The organism is Ruegeria profundi, from assembly GCF_049800715.1.
GTDB classification, from domain to species: Bacteria; Pseudomonadota; Alphaproteobacteria; order Rhodobacterales; family Rhodobacteraceae; genus Ruegeria; species Ruegeria profundi_A.
The window spans coordinates 53966-75745 of record NZ_JBNAFO010000013.1 but is presented as its reverse complement, the minus strand read 5'-3'; the positions used below and the strand labels follow the sequence as shown (position 1 = coordinate 75745).

The following is a 21780-nucleotide window of genomic DNA, read 5'->3' as shown; positions in this document are numbered from 1 at the left end:
TTTATCTATAAAACTCTCGGCAGCTTGCATTGCGTCGAGTTTATTATCTACAAAATGTCACGACGCAACCCGGCATGCATCACAAGTTCAATATGACGCATCAATTCGCTGATCGCTGACCGAAGCTCTATCCCAGAATACCCGGTAGCCGCAGCCCGTGTTCGCGGGCGCAGGCCTTGGCATCCTCGTACCCCGCATCTGCGTGGCGCCACACGCCCGAGGCCGGGTCGTTCCACAAAACCCGCTCCAGCCGTTTGGCCGCTGCATCGGTACCATCGGCGCAAATGACCACGCCCGCATGTTGGCTAAAGCCCATGCCGACCCCACCGCCGTGATGCAAAGACACCCATGTGGCGCCCGAGGCCGTGTTCACCAAGGCATTTAGCAACGGCCAGTCCGAAACAGCGTCCGAGCCATCCCTCATCGCCTCGGTCTCACGGTTCGGTGACGCAACAGACCCGCTGTCGAGGTGATCCCGACCAATGACAACCGGGGCCTTTAGCTCTCCGGTGCGGACCATTTCGTTGAAGGCCAGCCCGGCCTTGTGACGATCCCCGAGACCGATCCAGCAGATCCGCGCGGGCAGGCCCTGGAAGGCAATACGCTCCTGCGCCATGTCGAGCCAATTGTGCAGATGGGTGTTCTCGGGGAACAACTCTTTCATCTTGGCGTCAGTTTTATAGATATCCTCAGGGTCGCCGGACAGGGCGCACCAGCGGAACGGGCCGACCCCGCGGCAAAACAGCGGGCGGATATAGGCTGGCACGAAACCGGGGAAAGCAAAGGCGTTTTCCAGCCCTTCATCCTGCGCCACCTGGCGAATGTTGTTGCCATAATCCAGCGTTGGCACGCCCGCGTTCCAGAAATCGACCATCGCAGCGACATGTTGCTTCATTGAGTCGCGCGCGGCAGTTTCAACCGCTTTGGGATCGCTTTCGCGTTTGTCCTTCCACTGCGCCATAGTCCAGCCCAGCGGCAGATAGCCGTTGACCGGGTCATGGGCGCTGGTCTGGTCAGTGACGATATCGGGACGCATGCCACCGGCCTGCATCCGGGCGTAAATCTCGGGGAAGATATCGGCGGCATTGCCCAGCAGGCCGACCGATTTCGCCTCACCCGCCTTGGTCCAGCGGTCAATCATCTCAAGCGCTTCGTCCAGCGTTTCGGCCTTTTCGTCCAGGTATTTGGTACGCAGGCGGAAGTCGATGCTGTCCGGGTTGCACTCGACCGCCAGACAGCAGGCCCCGGCGAAAACCGCCGCCAAGGGCTGCGCGCCGCCCATTCCCCCCAGGCCGCCGGTCAGGATCCATTTGCCGGTCAGGTCGCCGCCATAGTGCTGGCGCCCGGCCTCGGCAAAGGTCTCGTAGGTGCCCTGCACGATCCCTTGCGTGCCGATATAGATCCACGAGCCAGCGGTCATCTGGCCGTACATCATCAGGCCCTTCTTATCGAGCTCGTTAAAGTGATCCCAGTTGGCCCAATGCGGCACGAGGTTAGAATTCGCGATCAGCACCCGAGGGGCATCAGCATGCGTTCGCACAATGGCCACGGGTTTGCCGGATTGCACAACCAGTGTCTCGTCTTCTTCCAGATCCTTGAGACTGTCCACGATCGTATCAAAGTCGCTCCACGTCCGTGCCGCGCGCCCGATCCCGCCATAAACAACCAGCTCATGCGGGTTTTCGGCCACGTCCGGATGTAGGTTATTCATCAACATCCGGAGCGGCGCTTCGGTCATCCAGCTTTTGGTGTTCAACTCTGGGCCTGTGGGTGGATAGATATCACGGGTGTTCTTGCGAGGGTCGGTCATGATGCAAGCTCCAATGCTGTGTCTTGGACGGCGTCCAGATTGTCGAATAGCCAGCGGCGCAAACGTTCGGCTTTACGGTCGTCATAGGACCATGGCGGGCGCTCGGTTTTCAGGTAGGAGGATTGGGCCAGCTCCATCTGAATGGCGTGGAGACCCTCGGCCGGGCGGCCATAGTGGCGCGTCGTCCAGCCGCCTTTGAACCTTCCGTTCAAGACGGTGCTATAGGGTGATGAAGCGGCAAACTCATGGGCCGCTGTCTCGATTTCAGGCGCGCAGGTCGTGCCGTTATTTGTGCCCAGATTCATATCGGGCAAAACTCCGTCAAAGAGGTACGGAATGGTGCTGCGGATCGAGTGGCAGTCATAGAGGACCGCAATGCCGTGGATCGCCCTGACCCGCTCCAGTTCGGCCATCAGCGTGGCATGATAGGGCGTATGAAACGCAGCGAGGCGTTCGGCGATTTCCGCATCGGATGGCGGCTGATCCCAGATCCCATTCCCATCGAAATCGGTCAGCGGAACCAGTGTTGTAGTGTTCTGACCGGGATAGAGCGATACGCCCGACGGATCACGATTGGCATCAATCACATATCGGTGGAAACTCGCGCGGACCGTCGTCACCCCGGGCAGCAACCCGTCGTAGAGCGTGTGGATATGCCAATCCGTATCCGTCAGCGCCCTGCCCCGCGCGTTCAGCTTGGCCTGAATCTCGGGCGGTACATAGGTGCCCGAATGGGGCAGGCCCAGAACGATGGGGCTGTCGCCTCGGGTGACTTCAAACGGATCCATCACGCGCCCAGCTCTGGCATGGCAACACTTGTGTTTCGCGCTATCTCGCCACCAGAAATCAGGATTGAGGCTGCCTCGATATCCGGCGCGGTATAGCGGTCGTCCCCCAAAGGCGGCACCACAGCGCGCAACTGGGCCATCACGCCTTGCAACGTTTCACTGGTGGGCAACGGCGCGCGGAATTCGATCCCTTGCGTGGCGCAGAGCAGTTCGACCCCAAGAATGCGCTCCAGATTGGTAACCATCTGACCCAAACGCCGCGCGCCATGGGCGGCCATACTGACGTGATCCTCCTGGTTGGCAGAGGTCGGCGTCGAATCCGTCACGCAAGGATTGGCCAAATGCTTGTTTTCGCTCATCAAAGCCGCCGTCGTGACCTCGGCAATCATCAGGCCTGAGTTCAGCCCCGGATTGGGCGTCAGGAACGGCGGCAGATCAAAACTGAGCACCGGATCGACGATCAGCGCAATGCGACGTTGGGCGATGGCTCCAATCTCGGCCACGGCCAGCGCGATCATGTCGGCGGCGAAACCAACTGGTTCGGCATGAAAGTTACCGCCCGAGACGATCAGCCCGGCCTCTGACAAGACCAGAGGGTTGTCGGTGGCGGCGTTCGCCTCAAGCTCAAGCGTCGTAGCGGCTTGTCGGATCACGTCCATTGCCGCACCGACGACCTGCGGTTGGCAGCGGATACAATACGGGTCCTGCACGCGTGTATCGCCGTCGCGGTGGCTTTCGCGGATCACCGATCCGGCCAGCAGGGCGCGCATGGTGGCTGCGGCTTCAATCTGGCCGCGATGGCCGCGGAGGCTGTGGATTTCAGGCTGCAACGGTGCCGTGGATCCCATGATAGCGTCCGTGGTCAGCGCCGAAGTAACCAGCGCGCTCTGGGCCGCTTGCCACGCGCCAAACAGGCCCGCCAAAGCAAAAGCGGTCGAAAACTGGGTGCCGTTGATCAGCGCCAGACCCTCTTTCGGGCCAAGCCCCACCGGCGTCAGGCCAGCTGCCGCCAACGCCTCAGCACCCGGCAAGACCTCGCCGCCATATTCAGCCTCACCCTCGCCCATCATGACAGCCGCCATATGCGACAGCGGCGCCAGATCACCAGAGGCACCGACCGAGCCCTGTGCTGGGATCACAGGCGTGACGCCCTTGGCCAGCATAGCCTCGAGAAGCGTGATCAACTCCAGCCGCACGCCCGAGGCTCCGCGACCGAGGCTGAGTAGCTTCAGGACCATCATCAACCGTGCATGCGCCCGCGGGATCGCAGGGCCGACGCCGCAGCAATGCGACAGGATCAGATTGCGCTGCAAGGTCGCCGTATCCTCTGCCGCGATCTTGACACTGGCTAGTTTGCCGAAGCCTGTGTTGACACCGTAGACTGCGGCCTCACCCGCAGCGGCATCCGCGATGCGCGCGTGGGCAGCCAGAATGCCGGGATGGCATACCGGATTTAGCTGCACGGCGCATTCGTCTAAGAACACCTGCTCCAACTGCGCCAGAGAAACAGCGCCGGGTGTAAGGGTCAGGGTGGTCAAACTGCGCCTCCGATAATGCGAGTGTGTAGCGAATTGAAGCCGATGCGATAGGACAGCTCGGCCGGGTGAGTGACGTTCCAGATCGCCAGATCAGCGCGCATGCCGGGTGCAATCTGGCCGCAATCGTGCAAACCCAGCGCGCGGGCCGCGTTGAGGGTCACGCCTTTCAGCGCCTCTTCGGGCGTCATGCGGAACAGGGTGCAGCCCATGTTCATCGCCAAAAGCAGTGAGGTCATCGGGGCCGAACCCGGATTACAATCCGTCGCCAAAGCCATCGGGACCTTGTGCTTGCGCAGCAGATCAATGGGCGGAGATTGCGTTTCGCGCAGTGTATAGAAAGCACCAGGCAGGATCACACCAACCGTGCCCGCGCGCGCCATCGCCGCTGCGCCCTCATCATCGAGATACTCGATATGATCCGCTGACAGCGCGTCATAGCTGGCGGCCAGCTTTGCACCGCCGAGATTGGACAGCTGTTCGGCGTGCAGTTTGATCGTCAAGCCAAGCTCACGCGCCACATCAAACAACGGCACGAGCTGGTCGGGCAGAAAAGCAATCCCTTCGCAGAAGGCATCAACCGCATCGACCAGCCCCTCGGCATGGGCGGCGCGCAGGGTTGGAACGCAAACCTCAGTTATATATGCGTCCGGATTGCCCTTGTACTCCACCGGCACGGCATGGGCGCCAAGAAAACTGGTCACAACCCGCACCGGACGGTGGTCTTGCAAAGCACGCGCGGCGCGCAGCATGTTCAATTCGGCCTTGCGATCCAAGCCGTAACCGGATTTCACCTCGATTACCGAGACACCTTCGGCCAGCATCGCATCCACACGCGGCAGCGCCTGAGCGATCAGGTCATCAAAACTGGCATCGCGCGTGGCCGTTACCGTTGAGATTATGCCGCCACCGGCGCGCGCGACCTCTTCATAGCTCGCCCCATTCAAGCGCATCTCGAACTCGACCGCGCGGTGGCCGCCGTGGATTACATGCGTGTGGCAGTCGATCAGAGCGGGTGTCACCAGACGGCCTGCACAGGACCTCTCAGACAACCCGGCATAGGCTTCGGGCAAGGCGGCCTGCGGCCCAACCCATGCGATTTTTTCGCCCTCGATCACAATTGCCGCTGACTCGATCACCCCATAAGGCGCGCCATTCTCCACCATGGTTGCGGCGCTCAAGTCCTTCAGGATGTGGGTTGTGGGCATTTGATTCTCACAGTGGATGCAATTCTCTCTTTTCTAGTATATTCCAATATGTTTTATGTCTATCCATAAAATGGAGAGCTACATGACCATCTTCGCGAAGCGCGCATTGCTACCAACAGGTTGGGCAGAAAATGTCAGGCTGGATTTGAGAGACGAGCATATCGCCACTGTGATCGCAGGCGCAAAAGCGCAGGACGCAGATGTCACGGTCGACACCCTGTTGCCTGCGCTCGCCAACCTGCACAGCCATGCCTTTCAGCGTGCCATGGCGGGGATGACCGAATACCGGCGCGCCGGGTGCGACAGTTTCTGGACGTGGCGCGATGTGATGTATCGCTTCACTGCCCAACTGACGCCCGATCAGATTCAGGCCATCACGGCACTAGTCTATATGGAGATGCAGGAGGCCGGGTTCGCCTCGGTCGGAGAGTTCCACTATCTGCACCATCAACCCAGCGGCGCGCCCTATGAGCGGCTGGCCGAGCTGTCCGACCGCATCATGGAAGCCGCCGTCGAAACAGGCATCGGCCTGACGCATCTGCCCGTCCTCTACTCCTATGCCGGGGTCGGAGAAGTGCCTTTGGAACCCGGGCAACAGCGGTTCGGCAACGACGTGACCCGTTTCCTCCGACTGGTAGACGAGGCCAAAGCGGCCAGCGCGGCACTTCCCGATGATATCCAGGTCGGTATTGCCCCACATTCTCTGCGCGCGACCTCACCCTCGGATCTCAATGAAGTGCTGAGCCATCACACTGGTTTGGTCCATATCCATATAGCCGAGCAGCCCAAAGAGGTTGCGCAGGTGCAGGCTGGCCTGGGCGTGCGCCCGGTCGAATGGCTTTTGGATAACGCCCCGGTGGACAGACAATGGTGCCTGATCCACGCCACACACGTGACGGATGAAGAGACGCGCGCACTGGCGGCGTCAGGCGCTGTCGCTGGCCTTTGCCCAATCACAGAGGCCAATCTGGGCGACGGCCCATTCAACGGCGCGGTCTACCTGACTGCAGGCGGTGCGTTCGGCGTGGGATCGGATTCCAATGTCCGGATATCACTTGCCGAGGAGCTTCGAACGCTGGAATACTCCCAACGCCTGCGGGACCTGTCGCGCAACGTGCTGGTGGTCAGCGAAGGGTCCGTTGGACAAACTCTCTATTGCGGCGCCGCGACGGGGGGAGCGCAAGCGCTGGGTCGAAATGCAGGACAGATCGTGGAGGGCGCTTTGGCCGACCTCGTTGCCATCGACAGCAGTGACCCGGCGCTGTGCGCTTTGCAACCGGACCAATTGCTGGACGGGCTTGTGTTTGCCGCACAGGACAGGGTTGTGACCGACCTCTGGTCGGCCGGGCGGCATAAGGTCAAGGAGGGGCGCCACGTAGCACGCGACAAGATCGTGACTCGGTACAGAAAAGCCATAGCCGAGATATTGCCTCACTTGTAACGCTTGGCATCCTCTTTACGCGAGGGTCGCCTGCGATACATATTATGAATAAGCTTATTGAGGAAACAGGATCAGATCGTGACGGAACAGAAGAACATCGGTTTTCAGGATATCCGTGACGAGGTGATCAACCGTATCCAATGCCGCATCTGGCCTCAGGGCAGCTTGCTTCCGACCGAGCTGGAACTAGCCGCCGAGTTCGGCTGCGCCCGCGCCACCGTGAACCGCGCGCTGCGCGAATTGGCGGAACAGGGCATCATCACTCGCAAGCGCAAAGGCGGCACCCGGGTCGTCACGACCCCAGTCAAACAGGCCAAACTGCCGATCACCGTTGTCCGCCAGACGATCGAGGATATGAATGCCGAGTACCGCTATGCGCTTGTCAGCCGTACGCAGATCGACTGCCCAGCGTGGCTGCAGGCCAAGCTGGGCCTGCAGGAAGGCGTGCAAATCCTGCATCTTCAATGCATGCATCACGCCGACAACCGCCCTTTTCAGTTTGAAGAGCGCTGGATCAGTGTCGATGCCGTACCCCATGTGGTTAACGAGAGCTTTCTGACCACCGGCCCCAATGAATGGCTGCTATCCGAGGTTCCCTTTTCCAATGCCGAGATCGCCTTCTCGGCGGTTCCGGCCACCGGGCAGTTGCAGGACTTTCTGTCAGTGCCACCGGGCACACCATTGTTCCAACTGGAACGCACGACATGGTTCCAAAGCAAACCGGTCACATTCGTCAGAATGACCTTCCATCAAGGTTATCAGATGCGGACCACCTACTAACCCCTTTGCCGAAAACGCTCAGACCGTCACAGGCTGTTTCGGCGGATCAACGTGCTCGGGTTGATAGGTCGGGATCACGCCGATCGGGGGTTTTTCGCGGATGTATTCTCCGATCCGCGCCAGCATCGGTTTGCGCGGGCAATTGGGCCGCGTCGCCGCCCCCAGATCGCGCAGATGGCCAGGCCCTTCGAAGGGAATAAAGCAAAGCGACCAGTTGTCCCGCTTGAACTGCTCTGCGGCCAGAGCAGAGACAATCGTACAATCGTCAGAATGGCAGATATGACGGCAGATCGTCTCGAACCGCAAAGCGGTCAGATCAAAGCGTTTGCTGATACGGCTGGAGGGATCCTGCTTGGGCAACCGATCTTCCAGCGCATAGCCGAAGCTATGGGGCAAACGGATGAAATCATGCACTGGCACCTCATCGGCAGAAATCGAAGGCAGAGTATGCAGCGGATGCCCCTCGCGCAGCGCCAGAAACAGAGGCTCGGACCAGATCGAGGTGAAATCCAGCGCGTCGCTGTTGTTGATCTTGGCGACGAGCGCCAGATCCAGCGTGTGGTCTTCGACCATCTGCAACATGTTTTGCGGCAGGTCTTCGATCATCGTCACCCGCATGCGCGGGAACAAAGTGCTGAACAGCTCTGAGAAGTACTGCGTCAAATAAGGGGCCAGCGTGGGCGTCATACCAATGGTAAAAGGCACAGCCTCGGGGTCGCGGAACTCGGTCGCTGTGTCGCGGATCTTTTGCGCGTCATTCAGCATCCGGGTAGCGATGTCGACGATCCGCGCACCGCAGGCGGTTGGGCGGACCTCATTGTTCAGGCGCAGGAACAGCTCGGCCCCCAGCTCCTGTTCGAGTTTCTTAATTTGGTTGGACATCGCAGGCTGAGACACGTTGCAGGCCGATGCGGCCTGACTGAACTGACCGTGTTTGGCGATGGCAATGACGTATTCCAAGTCTCTGAGGTTCATGGCGGGGCAATTCAAACAATCAAATAGGTCAAGATACCTGTGACACTACGCGGTGACCCCCTGTTTCAGAAGCCCGGACAGCGGTTTGAGGGGGATTTGACCCCCACAATTCGTCACAAATAGGTGAAACTTCGTCATCAAATAAGTGAGCGACCTGCGTTTTCCCATCGCATCGCCGTTTGAATCAAGACCCTGACCAGCGAAGACTTCACGAAACCCGTGAGTATTTGCGTTGGTTATACCCCCAATTTGGACCATGAATTTCCGCTGACCACGGGCCAGGCCTACTGATTTGATGCGTCGGTTGCCCGATCGAACGGGCCGCCTGCATCACGCAACAAACCAGACGGAGTGACCCATGCTGTCCCAATTCGTAGAAAGCCTGCGCGCCCGTCTCTTGACCACGTCAACACTGGCGCAAGAGACCACACGTGACGGCCAAACCCTTTTCAACAACTTCTTCCAGAACACGATCGTGGATGACACGCCCGCCTTTGTTCTGGCCAACGACTTTTCGCGCCTGCTGAACTTTGGCGAGATCGTCACCAACAATGCCGTCGCCGCCGTTCAAGTGCAGGGCGAGGATGTTGACGTGTTCAACTTCCGCACGGGCGTGATCGAGGCGAATAACGGCCCTGATGCACTGGCGACCGGCGTTCAGGTCACCGGCAGCGCCGCTGTGCGCAACTTCGGTGAGATCTCGGGCGACTTTAACGGTGTTCAGTTTGCAGGCCCCGACAGCTCGGGCAGCCTGGACAATTTCCGCGGCGGCGTGATCTCCTCCGACAGTCGTGCCGTGGACATTCAGGGCCAGGGCATTGATGTGCGCAACTTCGGCGACATCCTTGGCACCGGAGATCAGCGCAACGGCACGATCTACACCAACAGCACCGCCGAGGATATCTCGATCTCGAACTTCACGGGCGGAACCGTGGATGCTGGCGAAGGCAATCAGGGCGCCGGGGTCTCGCTTCAGGTCGGGGATGAGGTCGGCGACCGTGTGGAAACCGATATCTTCAACGGTTTTGGCGGCACCATTCAGGGCCGTGGTCAGGCGGCATCGAACACCGGTCTGGCCGGTGACGGTATCCGGATCAACAACGGGGCCGAGGGCACAATCCTCGAGACCGAGATCCTCAACAGCGGGCTGATCACATCGGAAAGCACGCAAGGCACAGCTGCCGGTATCCGCATCGCGGATGGCGCAAGCGCCGAGGGCGAGATCCTGAACACCTCGACCGGGGTGATCGAGGGTGCTGCAAACGGGCTTTACATCGGTCAGGGCACGCATGATCTGGACGTTCTGAACTTCGGCACGATCCAATCCGACAGCCGCGCGGTGAATATCGACGGCACGGGTGTAAACCTTGTGAACGGCGGCGATATCCTTGGTACGGACAGCCAGCGCAATGGCACCGTTTATGCCGACGGCACCGCTGATGATTTCGCAGTCAACAACCTGGTCACAGGCACGATCGACGCCGGTGAAGGCAATGAAGGGTCGGGCTTTGGCGTTGAGATCGGCGGAACTGCGGATGGCGCATCTTCGTTCACGCTGGACAATGCGGGCACCATTCAGGGTCGCGGCAATGCGGCGGCAGGCTCCAACGCGGCAGGCGACGGTATCCGGGTTGGCAATGTGGGCAACATCGGCGTCACCGATGCGGTCATCAACAACTCGGGCACTATCGACTCCGAGGGCGCAAATGGCACCGTCGCGGGTGTCCGTTTCGTAAACCGTGTGTCCTTCCAGGGTGAGTTCAACAACTCGGGCCAGATTTCGGGCGTTCAAAACGGTGTCTATTTCGGCAACCCGGTCGCCGGTGAAGGCGCGGATCACACCGGGGGTGTGTTCAACAACCTCGAAACCGGGGTGATCTCGTCCGACAGCCGCGCGTTCAATATCGACGGCATCGGGTTGGAAGTGAACAACGCAGGCGAGATCGTCGGCACCGACAGCCAGCGCAATGGTACCGTCTACGCCGATGGCACCGCGCAAGACTTCACCTTCAACAACAAAGAAACCGGCGTCGTCGATGCGGGTGAAGGCAATGAAGGGTCGGGCTTTGGCGCAGAGATCGCGGGCGAGAACGCGTTCACGCTGAACAATGACGGTCTGATCCAGGGTCGCGGCAACGCGGCAGCGGGCACCAATGCCGCAGGCGACGGTATCCGCATCGGCAATGTCGGCAACGCTGGCACGTTCACCGGCTCCATCACCAACGCGGGCACCGTCCTGTCGGAAGGTGCAAACGGAACCGTTGGCGCGTTTCGCGCGGTGAACAACGTCAACTTCCAGGGCCAGTTGGTCAACGAAGAAGGCGGCGTATTCGCAGGGGTGCAAAACGGCGTCTACTTCGGCACCGGCGATCACACCGGCGGCTCGTTTGTGAACCGTGGAACAGTCACGTCGGACAGCCGTGCGGTGAATATCGACGGTGAGGGGCTTGAGGTCGTCAACGAAGGCGAAATCCTCGGCTCCGGCGATCAGCGCAATGGCACCGTCTATGCCGATGGCACTGCCGACAACTACACGTTCAACAACACCGGTCTGGTTGATGCGGGTCTGGGCAACAACGGCTCGGCCGTTTCGCTGCAAACCGGTGATGTCGAAGGCGATATCGTGTCGGCAGCCATTCTGAACGAAGGCACCCTACAAGGTCGCGGCGACGCGGTTGAGGGCAATCAGGTCGGCGATGGCCTGCGCCTGTTCACCAGCCAGTCCGAGGCCGGATTTGCCGGGGTGGTCGTCAATGAAGGCCTGATCGCAGGGTCCGAGACCTCGGACGCAGCAGCAGGTATCCGCGTTGACGGTGGCCTGAACCTTCTGGGGGCGATCCTGAACGAAGGTGAGATCCGCGGGACGGTCAATGCAATCGACGCCTCAGATGCGGGTGACGTGACCATCGTCAATGACGACGAAGGCGTGATCAACGGCAACGTTCTACTGGGCGCTGGCGATGACATCTTTGTCGATCTGGGCACCACCAACGGCAATATCGATGGTGGCGCGGGCGACGACGTTCTGATCGCTGGCGATGCGGACAATGTTCTGACCGGTGGTCTGGGCAATGACTTCATCGACGGTGGCGACGGCATCGACACAGCCGACTTCTCGGATCTGGATGTCGCGGTCGTAGTACACCTGGGCGCCAATGGCAACGGCACCGCAACCCGCGATACGGGCTTCAATGTCTCGGTCAAGGACGCCGTGGTCTCTGCCCCCGGTCAGTTCGGCGCGAACATCGCCAATGGTGCGGCTTTTGTGGAACAGGCGCTTCAGGGCAACCTGTACTACAACATCCACACATCGGACTTCCCCGGCGGCGAAATCCGCGGGCAGCTTCTGGTGGACAGTGTCGAGACCGAGCATGGCATCCGCACTATCACCCTCAGCGGCGGTCTGGACGCGGCGCAGGAACCGGGGCCGACCTCGGACAGCGAAGCCACCGGCGAGGCCTCTCTGGTCATTACGCAGAACCTGCACACGGGTGAAGTGACCTATTCCAGCGAGCTGAGCGTTGTGGGCCTGAGCGAGGCCGACCTGAACACCCCGATCCCGGGTGTTGTCTCGGCCATCCATCTGCACAACGCGCCGGCTGGCAACAATGGCCCGGTCGTGCAGGATACGCTGGTGGATGCGGGCGCCACGCTGGATGTGAACGCCACAGGCGGCACCGGTGTCATCGGTCAGGACGTCATCGACAACCAGATCGAAGTCGATGTTCTGCAGTCGATTGAGAATGTGATCGGGTCGGACGATGGTGACATCATCATCGGCAGCGATCTGGACAACAAACTCAGCGGCGGCGACGGCGACGACCTGATCTCGGGTGAGGGTGGCAATGACATCCTGATCGGCGGTGCAGGTGCGGATACCTTCACCTTCGGCGCGAACTTCGGGAACGACGTGATCCAGGACTTCGAAGTTGGCCTCGACCAGCTGCAGTTCGGCGATTTCGGTCCCGATTTCGGCGGCGCGGTGAATGTTGCTCAGGATGGCAACGACGCTGTGATCTCGTTCGGAACCGAAGGTTCGGTCCGTCTGGCGGGCGTCAACACAACCGACCTGAGCGAAGACGACTTCGTCGCTTAATCGAAAACGGACGGGGCGGGTCACACCGCCCCATTTGCCAAACCGGAAAAGGGCAAGACGATGTTTCAGAAATCCAACCCCGTACAAACCGCATGGGCCTCGTTGCGCAAAGGGTTTGTTGCCGTCGCTTTCTTCAGCCTGTTTCTCAACCTGCTGATGCTGACCGGGCCGCTCTACATGCTGCAGGTCTATGACCGGGTCCTGACCAGCCAGAATGTCGACACGCTGATCGCGCTGACCCTTCTGCTGGGTGGCGTCTTTGTCGTGATCGCCTGCCTCGACCTGATGCGGATGCGCATCCTGGGCCGCCTGGCCGCCCGGTTCGAGATGGCCGTCGGCGCGCCTGTTCTGGGGGCCGCTATGCGCCGCCGGGTTCAGGGCGAAGCGCGGAGTGCCGAGAATCTGGTCGACGACGTCAACGGATTTCGTGAGTTCATCTCGGGCTCGACCCTGACCGCCTTTTTCGACGCGCCGTGGATTCCGATCTACCTGCTGGTCCTCTACGTCCTGCATCCCCTGCTGGGCCTGCTAGGACTGGCCGGAGCCGTAACCCTGACCGTCATGGCGCTGATAAACAACGCCCGCGCGCAAAAACCGATGCGAAACGCCGCCGAGGCCCGAGGGCGCTCGGACGCGCTGTTCAAGACCTCGGATCGCAATGCCGAACTGGTCCACGCGCTGGGCATGAAATCTGATCTGGTGCGCCGCTGGACCGCCCTGCAAATCGACGCGCACGCCCATAAAACACGCGCGGCTGACCGTATCGCTGGCTTTTCGGTCCTGTCCAAGACCATCCGGATGGGGCTGCAATCGGCCATTCTGGGTTTGGGCGCGGCCCTTGCCATTACCGGCGAATCCACCGCTGGTGTCATGATCGCCGCCACCATCGTCTTGGCGCGGGCGTTGGCGCCGATTGATCAGCTCATCGGACAATGGCGTGGCTTTCTCGCCGCCCGCGGATCATACGCCAAGATCAAAGCGCTGACCGAGGATTTCGCCGAGGAAACACCCAACCTGCACCTGCCCCGCGCCTTCAAGACGCTGGACGTGAAAATTGCTCAGGCCGGGCCGCCGCGCGCGATCAATGCCACCATTCGGGGGATCGACTTCAATCTGTCTGCAGGTGACGTTCTGGCTGTCATCGGCCATAGCGGCTCGGGCAAGACGACGCTGGGCAAGATGCTGGCCGGGATCTGGCACCCGCAACGGGGTGAGGTTCTGCTGGATGGCAGCCCGATGTCGAAATGGAACGCCGAGGATCTGGGCAAACAGATCGGCTACCTGCCGCAGGATGTCGAGCTGTTCGACGGCACGATCCGCGAAAACATCGCTCGTTTTTCTGTCGCCATCGACGACGCCGAGGTTTTCCGCGTCGCGCAGGAGGCTGGCATTCACGAAATGATCAGCGCCCTGCCCGAAGGCTATGAAACGCGCATCGGTCAGGGGTTCTTCCTGTCCGGAGGTCAGCGGCAACGTCTGGCCCTTGCCCGCGCGCTTTATGGTGACCCGTTTGTGTTGGTTCTGGATGAGCCGAACTCGGATCTGGATGCCGAAGGGGAACAGGCCTTGCGCGATGCCATCCTGGCCACTCAGGCCCGCGGCTCCATCGCCATCGTCATGACCCACCGCCCTGCAACCTTGCAGGCCGCCAACAAGGTCATGGTCATGCGCAACGGGTCCCAGACCCAGTTTGGCGACAAGGATGACGTGCTGAAAGTCAATCGCCGCAATGTTCTGGACAGTTCGGGCAAGGGCACTCGCCCGACCCCTCAGCCCGTCCCGGAAACGCAAATCACAGGAGCAGCCCAATGACACAGATTGTCCCGCACAACGCCTCTCGCAATGCGCTGTCGCTAAATGAGGCAGAGTTCATCGACATCTCGGACGCCTCCCCCCGGATCGGACGCTATGTCTGGGTCGGCGTGATCACCCTGATGGCCTTTGTCGGAGGCAGCGCCTACTGGGCTTTCGCCTCGAAACTGGACGGGGCGGTGGTTGCCCCTGCCTCATTCGTGGTCGAAGGCGATCGCAAAACGGTCGAGCATCTGGACGGTGGCATCATCCGCGACATCCTGATTGCCGACGGAGATTTCGTTCAGGCAGGCCAACCTCTGATCCGGCTGGACAGCACCGATATCGACGTCGACCTGAACGTGTTGGGCAGCCAGATGGGTGAGCTTTCGGTGCGCCGCGCCCGCCTGCTGGCACAGATGAGCGGTCAGGACCGGTTTGATGAGGCTTCGGCCATGGCTGGTTTTCAGGCGGGCATGGAGCGGCTGCACTGGGCATCCGCCTATCTGACGCAGAAACAGCTGTTTGACACCGAAGCCCGCGCCCGCCAGACAGAAACCCGGATCAACGAACAGCGGATTTCGGGCCTGAAGGATGAGGCGCAGGGGCTGGCCGAACAGCGTGTCAGAACCCAAAACCAGATCGAGATCACTCTGATCGAACTGACCAACCTGCAGACCCTGCTGGACAAAGGGCTGGTGGCAGCTACCCGCGTCAGCTCACGCCAGATTGAGCTGCAGCGTCTCTACGGTGTCGATGCCTCACTGCGCACCCAAATTGCGCAGGCCGAAAATCAGGTCAGAGAATTGGAGCTGACGCTGATCAGCCAGCAAAAGCTGCGGGATGAGGTGATCGCGGGCGAGCTGGCAGTGGTCGAAGCGCAGCTTGATCTCGTGCACCCGCAATATGCAGGCACCGCCGAGCGCCGCAAGCGGATCGAGCTGTTGGCCCCGACCAGCGGGCGCGTGGTCAATCTGGCGGCCTCAACCACGGGCGGCGTCATTCGTCCGGGCGAACACATCATGGACATTGTCCCGGCGGATCAGGCGCTGATTGTCGAGGCGCGGGTCAAAACCGGTGATATCGACAAACTGCGGATCGGCCAGTCCACCCGCATCCGCCTGTCCGCATTTGCACAGGCAGACGTCCCCGAGGCCAGCGGCAAGATCTTCGACATATCGGCCGACGCTTTAGAAGACGAACGCACGGGCGAGCCCTACTACAAGGCGCGGGTCAAACTGGATGCCAAGCAGCCCGAAGCGGTGGCAGCGCTGGATCTGGTGCCCGGTATGCCGGCTGATCTGTTCGTCAATACCGGCGAGAGGGCCGTGATCGCCTATCTGTCACAACCCATCAGCGACCGGTTGGCCAAAACCTTTATTGAGTGAGTGGGTACCCAGGTAACGAGTAAAATTTTAACCAGTGGGAATGGTCTGCAGATTGGGCTGCAGACCATTTCACTTTGTCAAACGCCGTAGCGGGCCATGAACATGTCGACAGCTTGCAGGGCAACCTCGTCGATCTCGGCCTGGGAGAACTCTTCCTGAATGCCAAAGGCGGCGCGCAGCCATAGTCGCACTTTGCACAGCTCGGCGAATTGTTCTGCTGCGATCGTCACGTCCTCGATTGCCAATTCGCCCTTGGCGACGGCCTTTTCCAGATACTCGACCATCTTGCGCTGACCGTTCTGAGGCCCAGCTTCGTAAAAGACGCGTCCAAGTTCCGGGAAACGATCCCGTTCAGCCACGCAAACGCGGAAAATCTGGCGATTGAAATCCGACACGAAAAAGCTGACCAACTGCGTCGCGGTAATCGTCAGAACCTCACGCACGGGTTTGGTTTCGTCGATCATCGAGATCACACGCTCGGCCATGCGTCGGCATTCGGTTTGCGCCACCTCAATAAACAGCAGGCGCTTGTCGGGGAAATAGCTATATAGCGTCGCCTTCGAGACACCCGCCGCCCGCGCGATGTCATCCACACTGGCCCCCTCGAACCCATCCGCGAGAAAAACTTCTCGGGCCCCGCGCAGAACCTGGTCGAATTTTCGGCCGGTGCGCAGGATGGTGGCGGATTGGGTCATGATGGCTCCTTCAGCGGGTTGTGGAACGAATTTATAAACCGATTTGTTCAGACACAAGGATTCTTGGTGTTTTCTGACGGGCCGTCACACAAAACGCCGTTCGATCCGTGACTTGCAGGTCGCGCAATCCATGTTAGGAGGGTACATATGGTCGAGATCTTTCTGCGCACCCTTCCCTTCTTCGTAATCATCGGCCTGGGTTACTGGGCCGGGCGCGCGCGGTTTTTCACAGAGGAAGCCACCGCCTATCTGACGAAATTCGTCTTTTTCTTTGCCCTGTCGGCCATGCTGTTTCGCTTTGCCGCCACACTGCCCTTTGCCGAGATCTTCAATGGGCGGCTGATCGTCGGTTATCTGATCGGCACACTGGCGGTCTATGCTCTGGCGTCGCTGGTGGCTTGGATACGGGGCCTCGACATCCCGACCGCAGCGGTTGAGGCACAGTGTGCTGCAATAGGCAATGTCGGGTTTCTCGGCCTACCCATGCTGGCCATGCTGCTGTCCGAGGCCGCGATCGGGCCTGTTATGCTGATCCTTGCGGTGGATCTGGTGGTGTTTTCCTCGCTCATCGTGATCCTGATCAATGGCGGCCGGGACGGAAAGCTAACGGTCAAAACGCTGCGCCTGATCGGGTTTGGGTTGCTCAAGAATCCGATGATCGTGTCGATCTCGGCCGGATTGATCTGGTCGGCGCTGCAGATTCCGGTGCCCGGCCCGATGAATGATTTTCTGACCATTCTGGGTGGGGCCGCAACGCCCGGAGCACTGTTCGCAATCGGCGCCTCGCTGGCTGGGAAATCGGCCGAACGGGTCCAAATCGCGGGCTGGCTGAGCTTTTGCAAGCTGATCGTCCACCCCGCCTGTGTCGCCGTCGCCCTGCTGTGGCTGGTTCCAGTCGATACATTCTCAGCCACGGTTGCAATTGCCGCCGCTGCGCTACCGGTTGCGGGCAACGTCTACATGTTGGCGGCGCATTATGGGGTCGCGCCTCATCGCGCCTCGGCGGCGATCCTGCTGTCTACGGCGGCCAGTATTCTGACGGTTCCGCTGATCATCGGATGGCTTACCGCTTTGTGAGCGTGCAACCCCACCAAAAAGTCATGCACAGGGTGACTGCCGCACTTTACGCCGCGTCCATAGGGCGATAGCCATGGCGCGACTATAGACTAAGGACTCGACCAGATGGAAACCCTTTCGGAAAATGCCTGTTTTGGTGGTGTGCAAGGTGTCTACCGCCATGCCTCGACCACCTGCCAATGCGATATGACCTTTGGCCTGTTCCTGCCTGCCGAGGCCATGGACGGCCCCGTTCCGGTCCTGTGGTACCTGTCTGGCCTGACCTGCACCCATGAAAACGCGATGACCAAGGCCGGTGCACAGGCCTGGGCCGCCGAACAGGGCATCGCCATCGTGTTCCCCGACACATCGCCCCGCGGCGAAGGCGTCGCGGACCACGAAGACTATGATCTTGGCCAAGGCGCGGGTTTCTACGTCAACGCAACGCAAACCCCGTGGGTCCCACATTTCAACATGTGGGACTATGTGGCCGAGGAACTGCCCGCGTTGATCGCTGAGAATTTTGCCATCGACACGGACCGTCAGGCTATCACCGGCCATTCGATGGGCGGCCATGGTGCGCTGACACTGGCGATGAACCTGCCGGGGCGCTATCGCTCGGTATCGGCCTTTGCGCCAATCTCGAACCCGACCGGCGCAGATTGGGGCCGCAAACAGCTGAGCGCCTATCTGGGCGATGATGAGGCCGTTTGGGGCAAGCACGACGCATCGCTCCTGATGAAAGAGGTCGGATTTGACGGCCCTGTCCTGATCGACACCGGTGCGAACGACCAGTTCATCGACCTTCTGCGCCCCGAAACTTTGGCTTCGGCCATCGCCGAGCGCCGCCAGCAGGCGACCTATCGTCTCCAACCGGGCTATGACCATTCCTATTTCTTCGTGTCCACCTTCATGGAAGACCACATCACGTTCCACGCCGAAGCGCTGTACGGAGACTGAGGCATGAGCAAGTATGACTATGACCTGATCATCATCGGGTCTGGCCCCTCGGGCCGGTCGGCGGCGATTCAGGCGGGCAAATTGAAGCGGCGGGTGTTGGTGATCGACCGGCACGATCGTTTCGGAGGCGTATCGGTGCATACCGGCACGATCCCGTCCAAAACCCTGCGTGAAACCGTGCTGAACCTTTCGGGCTGGCGCGAGCGCAGCTTTTACGGCCGCTCTTACCGGGTCAAAGAGCAGATCCGCGCCGAGGACCTGAAGGCCCGGCTGCACATGACACTCGACCACGAAGTTGACGTGCTGGAGCATCAGTTCAACCGAAACCATGTGGATACTCTGAACGGGTTGGCCTCGTTCACGGGCCCGCATGAGATCGAGGTGGCGACGGATAGCGGTGAAAAAACCCGCCTGACCGCCGCAAAATTCCTGATTGCGACCGGAACAAAAACCTATCGCCCGGACTATGTGCCTTTCAACGGCAAAACCGTTGTGGATGGCGATGAATTCCTTGAAATGGCCGAGATCCCTCGGTCGCTGGTCGTTATCGGTGCCGGGGTGATTGGCGTGGAATACGCCACCATGTTTTCGGCCCTGGATGTCCGTGTCACCCTGATCGAGCCGCGCGACACCTTCCTGGATTTCATCGACAAACGCCTGATCCACGATTTCACCCATCAAATCCGTGAGAATGGAGTGGATCTTCGGCTCGGCTCGGCCGTCGAAAAGATCGAAGATGCGGGCGAGCATATCGAGGTCACCCTTGAGAACGGCCGTCACGTCCGGGCCGAGATGCTGTTGTTTGCTGCCGGACGCATGGGCGCGACCTCGACACTGAATCTGAAGGCTGTTGGTGTTGAAACCGATCACCGCAACCGGATCAGCGTGGATCGCAAGACCTACCAGACCGAAGTGCCGCATGTCTACGCTACGGGAGACGTGATCGGGCACCCTTCGCTGGCCTCAACCTCGTTGCAACAGGGACGCGTGGCGGCCTGTCATGCGCTTGAAACCCCGACCCTGCCGGAAAGCCCGTGGTATCCTTACGGGATCTATTCCGTGCCCGAAATCTCGACCTGCGGCATGTCCGAGGAAGAGTTGCAGGAGCGCGGCATCCCCTATGAGGTCGGCGTGGCGCGGTTCCGCGAGACCTCGCGCGGGCATATTATGGGGTTGGAACATGGCATGTTGAAGATGCTGTTTTCCCTGAAAACTCGCCGGGTGCTTGGTGTGCAGATCGTAGGCGAAGGCGCGACGGAGCTGATCCATATCGCCCAAGCCGTGCTGAACCTGAAGGGCACCGTGGACTACTTCGTGCAGAACACTTTCAACTATCCGACGCTGGCCGAGGCCTATAAGATCGCGGGTCTGGACGCGTTCAATCGGATGCCGATCCCCGAAGAGTTCAAGGTCAAGAAAAAGCCTGTTGAACCCGCAAAGAAAGAGGCAAAGAAGGCGTGACAACGCTCTATGTCGATGGGGACGCCTGCCCGGTGAAAGCTGAGGCTGAGCGGGTCGCAACCCGACACAAGGTGCCCATGGCGCTGGTGTCGAATGGCGGGTTGCGGCCATCGGCAAACCCTCTGGTGCAGGTCGTCATTGTCGCAGAGGGCGCGGATGAGGCCGACAAATGGATCGCCGAGCGCTGCGGTGCCGGCGATGTGGTGGTCACCTCGGACATCCCGCTGGCCGCCAAGTGTGTCGAGGCCGGTGCCCGTGTGCTACGGCCCAATGGCGAGGCTTTCACCGCTGCGAATATCGGCCAGCAACTGGCGATGCGCGACCTGATGGCGGATTTGCGCGCGGCTAACCCTCTGGGCGCAGGGGGTGGCGGCAAACCGTTTGGGAAAGCCGATCGCTCGCGGTTCTTGGACGCTCTGGAGCGGGAACTGCGAGCGGCGCTGCGCGGCTAACCCTCCCGCCAGTTGACGTCGCATCAAAGATGCGCTCTCGCCTGTTGGGCCAGGCAGCGCGTGCCGCGCTGCGGGTGCGCCCAGCTAGGCAGCGGCGGGGGTCGGCCCTCGGTTCTCGCGAATAGGCAGGTGGACAATCGCGCTAAACGCGCCCACGGCGATACCGATCCACCAAACCATTGTGTAGTCGCCATAGACGTCATACATCCGCCCGCCCAGCCAGATGCCAAGGAAGCTCCCAAGTTGGTGGCTGAGGAAGACAATTCCATACAGCGTACCCATGTAGCGCAGCCCGTAGAGATGCGCGACCAAACCGGATGTCAGTGGTATTGTGGCCAGCCAGAGAGAGCCCATAGCCAACGAAAAAACGATGACCGAAATTGGGGTGATCGGAAAAATGATGAACACGACAGCAGCCAGCGTGCGCGCCGTATATACGATGGCCAGCAAGTATTTCTTAGGGAAGTGGTTCCCAGCCCAGCCTGCCAAAAGCGTGCCGCCGATATTGGCCAGTCCGATCAGCGAAATAGACAACGCACCCAAGGCGGACGTGGTCGTTATGCCTATCGAATGCAACACGCCACCCGGCTGGATGGGGCCGCACATCTCGGTCACGAATGCTGGGAAGTGAGCTGTGATAAAGCCGAGCTGATAGCCACAGCTGAAAAAGCCGAGTGAGATCAGCGTATAAGACGGGTCTCGAAGGGCACGCCCCAAGATTTGACCCATGCTTTCCTCCAGCTCGGCCTTAATGCTTTGCTGAGGCGCACGCATGAAGGGCAGGATCAGCACGAGGCAGAGAATAGCGACGGCGAACACGATATAGACCTGATGCCAGGGTAGGAAGGTCAGCATCCATTCGGCCGTTGGCGCGCCCAAAACCTGACCGAAACTGCCCGCAGCCGTCACGATGGCCAAAGACATGGATCGGTTTGCGTCAGAGGATGCCCGCCCAACCACAGCCAGAACCACGCCGAAGCCGGTCCCTGCAATGCCAAACCCGACCAACCATGCGTAGATTTGGTGTTCGAACGGAGTGACGGACCAAGCTGAAAGCACCATACCGGCGGCATAAGTCAGCGCACCAAGAACAATGGCCTTTCGGTCGCCGATCTTTTCAGCGATAGCGCCAAAGATCGGCTGACCGATGCCCCAGGCCAGGTTCTGGATCGCAATTGCCATTGAAAAATCTGTCCGCAGCCAGCCGAACTCAGAGGCGATCGGGATCTGGAACACCCCGAACGAAGCGCGCACCGCGAAACTGACTGTAATGATGATACAGCCCACGATCAGAATTGGATTCAGCAAACGTGCGGAGTGCGGCATAGGACCCTCAGACAAACC

General features: G+C 60.3%; 16 protein-coding genes. 9 read left to right on the top strand and 7 right to left on the bottom strand.

Going from position 1 to position 21780, the window contains the following annotated elements:
- Positions 1–127: 127 nt before the first annotated feature.
- From hutU to hutI, 4 genes are read right to left on the bottom strand one after another with little or no spacing between them, the layout of a single operon-like run.
- On the bottom strand, positions 128–1810 hold the full coding sequence (gene hutU / locus ACP15L_RS18805; protein ID WP_425085344.1) for a urocanate hydratase: 1683 nt from the start codon (positions 1808–1810) through the stop codon (positions 128–130).
- Entirely contained in the window at positions 1807–2598 is a 792-nt protein-coding gene (gene hutG, locus ACP15L_RS18800; protein ID WP_425085396.1) for an N-formylglutamate deformylase, read from the bottom strand. Before hutG ends, hutU begins: the two co-directional genes overlap by 4 nt.
- Positions 2598–4136, bottom strand: a complete 1539-nt coding sequence (gene hutH, locus ACP15L_RS18795; RefSeq protein ID WP_425085343.1) for a histidine ammonia-lyase — start codon at positions 4134–4136, stop codon at positions 2598–2600. Before hutH ends, hutG begins: the two co-directional genes overlap by 1 nt.
- Entirely contained in the window at positions 4133–5341 is a 1209-nt protein-coding gene (gene hutI, locus ACP15L_RS18790) for an imidazolonepropionase (protein ID WP_425085342.1), read from the bottom strand. Before hutI ends, hutH begins: the two co-directional genes overlap by 4 nt.
- Before the next feature lie 82 nt (positions 5342–5423).
- Here hutI and ACP15L_RS18785 point away from each other — a divergent pair, with 82 nt between their 5' ends.
- Together ACP15L_RS18785 and ACP15L_RS18780 are read left to right on the top strand one after the other, a co-directional pair.
- Positions 5424–6782, top strand: a complete 1359-nt coding sequence (locus ACP15L_RS18785; RefSeq protein WP_425085341.1) for a formimidoylglutamate deiminase — start codon at positions 5424–5426, stop codon at positions 6780–6782.
- Positions 6783–6860: 78 nt separating this feature from the next.
- Entirely contained in the window at positions 6861–7562 is a 702-nt protein-coding gene (locus ACP15L_RS18780; protein ID WP_425085340.1) for a GntR family transcriptional regulator, read from the top strand.
- An 18-nt stretch (positions 7563–7580) separates the two neighbouring features.
- Here ACP15L_RS18780 and ACP15L_RS18775 read toward each other — a convergent pair whose 3' ends face one another.
- Positions 7581–8537 carry a LysR family transcriptional regulator gene (locus ACP15L_RS18775; RefSeq protein ID WP_425085339.1) on the bottom strand — a complete coding sequence of 319 codons (957 nt, stop codon included), beginning with the start codon at positions 8535–8537 and terminating at the stop codon, positions 7581–7583.
- Positions 8538–8895: 358 nt separating this feature from the next.
- On the opposite strand from ACP15L_RS18775, the gene ACP15L_RS18770 reads away from it, so the two are divergent.
- The 3 genes from ACP15L_RS18770 to ACP15L_RS18760 are packed head-to-tail and all read left to right on the top strand — an operon-like array spanning position 8896 to position 15812.
- Complete coding sequence (locus ACP15L_RS18770; protein ID WP_425085338.1) at positions 8896–12633, top strand: beta strand repeat-containing protein; 3738 nt, start codon at positions 8896–8898, stop codon at positions 12631–12633.
- 60 nt (positions 12634–12693) lie between these two features.
- A complete protein-coding gene (locus tag ACP15L_RS18765) occupies positions 12694–14445 on the top strand; it encodes a type I secretion system permease/ATPase (protein ID WP_425085337.1) in 1752 nt (583 codons plus the stop codon).
- Positions 14442–15812, top strand: coding sequence for an HlyD family type I secretion periplasmic adaptor subunit (locus tag ACP15L_RS18760; RefSeq protein WP_425085336.1), 1371 nt, complete (start codon positions 14442–14444; stop codon positions 15810–15812). Before ACP15L_RS18765 ends, ACP15L_RS18760 begins: the two co-directional genes overlap by 4 nt.
- A 77-nt stretch (positions 15813–15889) precedes the next feature.
- Here ACP15L_RS18760 and ACP15L_RS18755 read toward each other — a convergent pair whose 3' ends face one another.
- Positions 15890–16507 carry a TetR/AcrR family transcriptional regulator gene (locus ACP15L_RS18755; RefSeq protein WP_425085335.1) on the bottom strand — a complete coding sequence of 206 codons (618 nt, stop codon included), beginning with the start codon at positions 16505–16507 and terminating at the stop codon, positions 15890–15892.
- Between the two features lie 147 nt (positions 16508–16654).
- Between ACP15L_RS18755 and ACP15L_RS18750 the strand changes: the two genes are divergently transcribed.
- From ACP15L_RS18750 to ACP15L_RS18735, 4 genes are all read left to right on the top strand, one after another.
- Positions 16655–17584: an AEC family transporter gene (locus tag ACP15L_RS18750; RefSeq protein ID WP_425085334.1), complete on the top strand. Its 930-nt coding sequence runs from the start codon at positions 16655–16657 to the stop codon at positions 17582–17584.
- 105 nt (positions 17585–17689) lie between these two features.
- A complete protein-coding gene (gene fghA, locus ACP15L_RS18745) occupies positions 17690–18523 on the top strand; it encodes an S-formylglutathione hydrolase (RefSeq protein ID WP_419740751.1) in 834 nt (277 codons plus the stop codon).
- A gap of 3 nt (positions 18524–18526) precedes the next feature.
- The gene (sthA, locus tag ACP15L_RS18740) at positions 18527–19984 is read left to right on the top strand and encodes a Si-specific NAD(P)(+) transhydrogenase (RefSeq protein WP_425085333.1); all 1458 of its coding nucleotides are present in this window, start codon (positions 18527–18529) and stop codon (positions 19982–19984) included.
- Positions 19981–20436: a YaiI/YqxD family protein gene (locus ACP15L_RS18735; protein ID WP_170640178.1), complete on the top strand. Its 456-nt coding sequence runs from the start codon at positions 19981–19983 to the stop codon at positions 20434–20436. The genes sthA and ACP15L_RS18735 overlap by 4 nt, the downstream gene beginning before the upstream one ends.
- 84 nt (positions 20437–20520) lie before the next feature.
- Here the strand turns inward: ACP15L_RS18735 and ACP15L_RS18730 are convergent, their stop codons facing one another.
- A complete protein-coding gene (locus tag ACP15L_RS18730; protein ID WP_425085332.1) occupies positions 20521–21762 on the bottom strand; it encodes an MFS transporter in 1242 nt (413 codons plus the stop codon).
- Between the last annotated feature and the right edge of the window lie 18 nt (positions 21763–21780).

Coding starts and splice junctions, on each gene's coding strand:
- hutI (WP_425085342.1), bottom strand. CDS start 5,341: ATGCCCACAACCCACATCCTGAAGGACTTGAGCGCCGCAACCATGGTG.
- hutU (WP_425085344.1), bottom strand. CDS start 1,810: ATGACCGACCCTCGCAAGAACACCCGTGATATCTATCCACCCACAGGC.
- ACP15L_RS18750 (WP_425085334.1), top strand. CDS start 16,655: ATGGTCGAGATCTTTCTGCGCACCCTTCCCTTCTTCGTAATCATCGGC.
- ACP15L_RS18775 (WP_425085339.1), bottom strand. CDS start 8,537: ATGAACCTCAGAGACTTGGAATACGTCATTGCCATCGCCAAACACGGT.
- fghA (WP_419740751.1), top strand. CDS start 17,690: ATGGAAACCCTTTCGGAAAATGCCTGTTTTGGTGGTGTGCAAGGTGTC.
- ACP15L_RS18770 (WP_425085338.1), top strand. CDS start 8,896: ATGCTGTCCCAATTCGTAGAAAGCCTGCGCGCCCGTCTCTTGACCACG.
- hutG (WP_425085396.1), bottom strand. CDS start 2,598: ATGGATCCGTTTGAAGTCACCCGAGGCGACAGCCCCATCGTTCTGGGC.
- sthA (WP_425085333.1), top strand. CDS start 18,527: ATGAGCAAGTATGACTATGACCTGATCATCATCGGGTCTGGCCCCTCG.
- ACP15L_RS18760 (WP_425085336.1), top strand. CDS start 14,442: ATGACACAGATTGTCCCGCACAACGCCTCTCGCAATGCGCTGTCGCTA.
- ACP15L_RS18730 (WP_425085332.1), bottom strand. CDS start 21,762: ATGCCGCACTCCGCACGTTTGCTGAATCCAATTCTGATCGTGGGCTGT.
- ACP15L_RS18755 (WP_425085335.1), bottom strand. CDS start 16,507: ATGACCCAATCCGCCACCATCCTGCGCACCGGCCGAAAATTCGACCAG.
- ACP15L_RS18765 (WP_425085337.1), top strand. CDS start 12,694: ATGTTTCAGAAATCCAACCCCGTACAAACCGCATGGGCCTCGTTGCGC.
- ACP15L_RS18785 (WP_425085341.1), top strand. CDS start 5,424: ATGACCATCTTCGCGAAGCGCGCATTGCTACCAACAGGTTGGGCAGAA.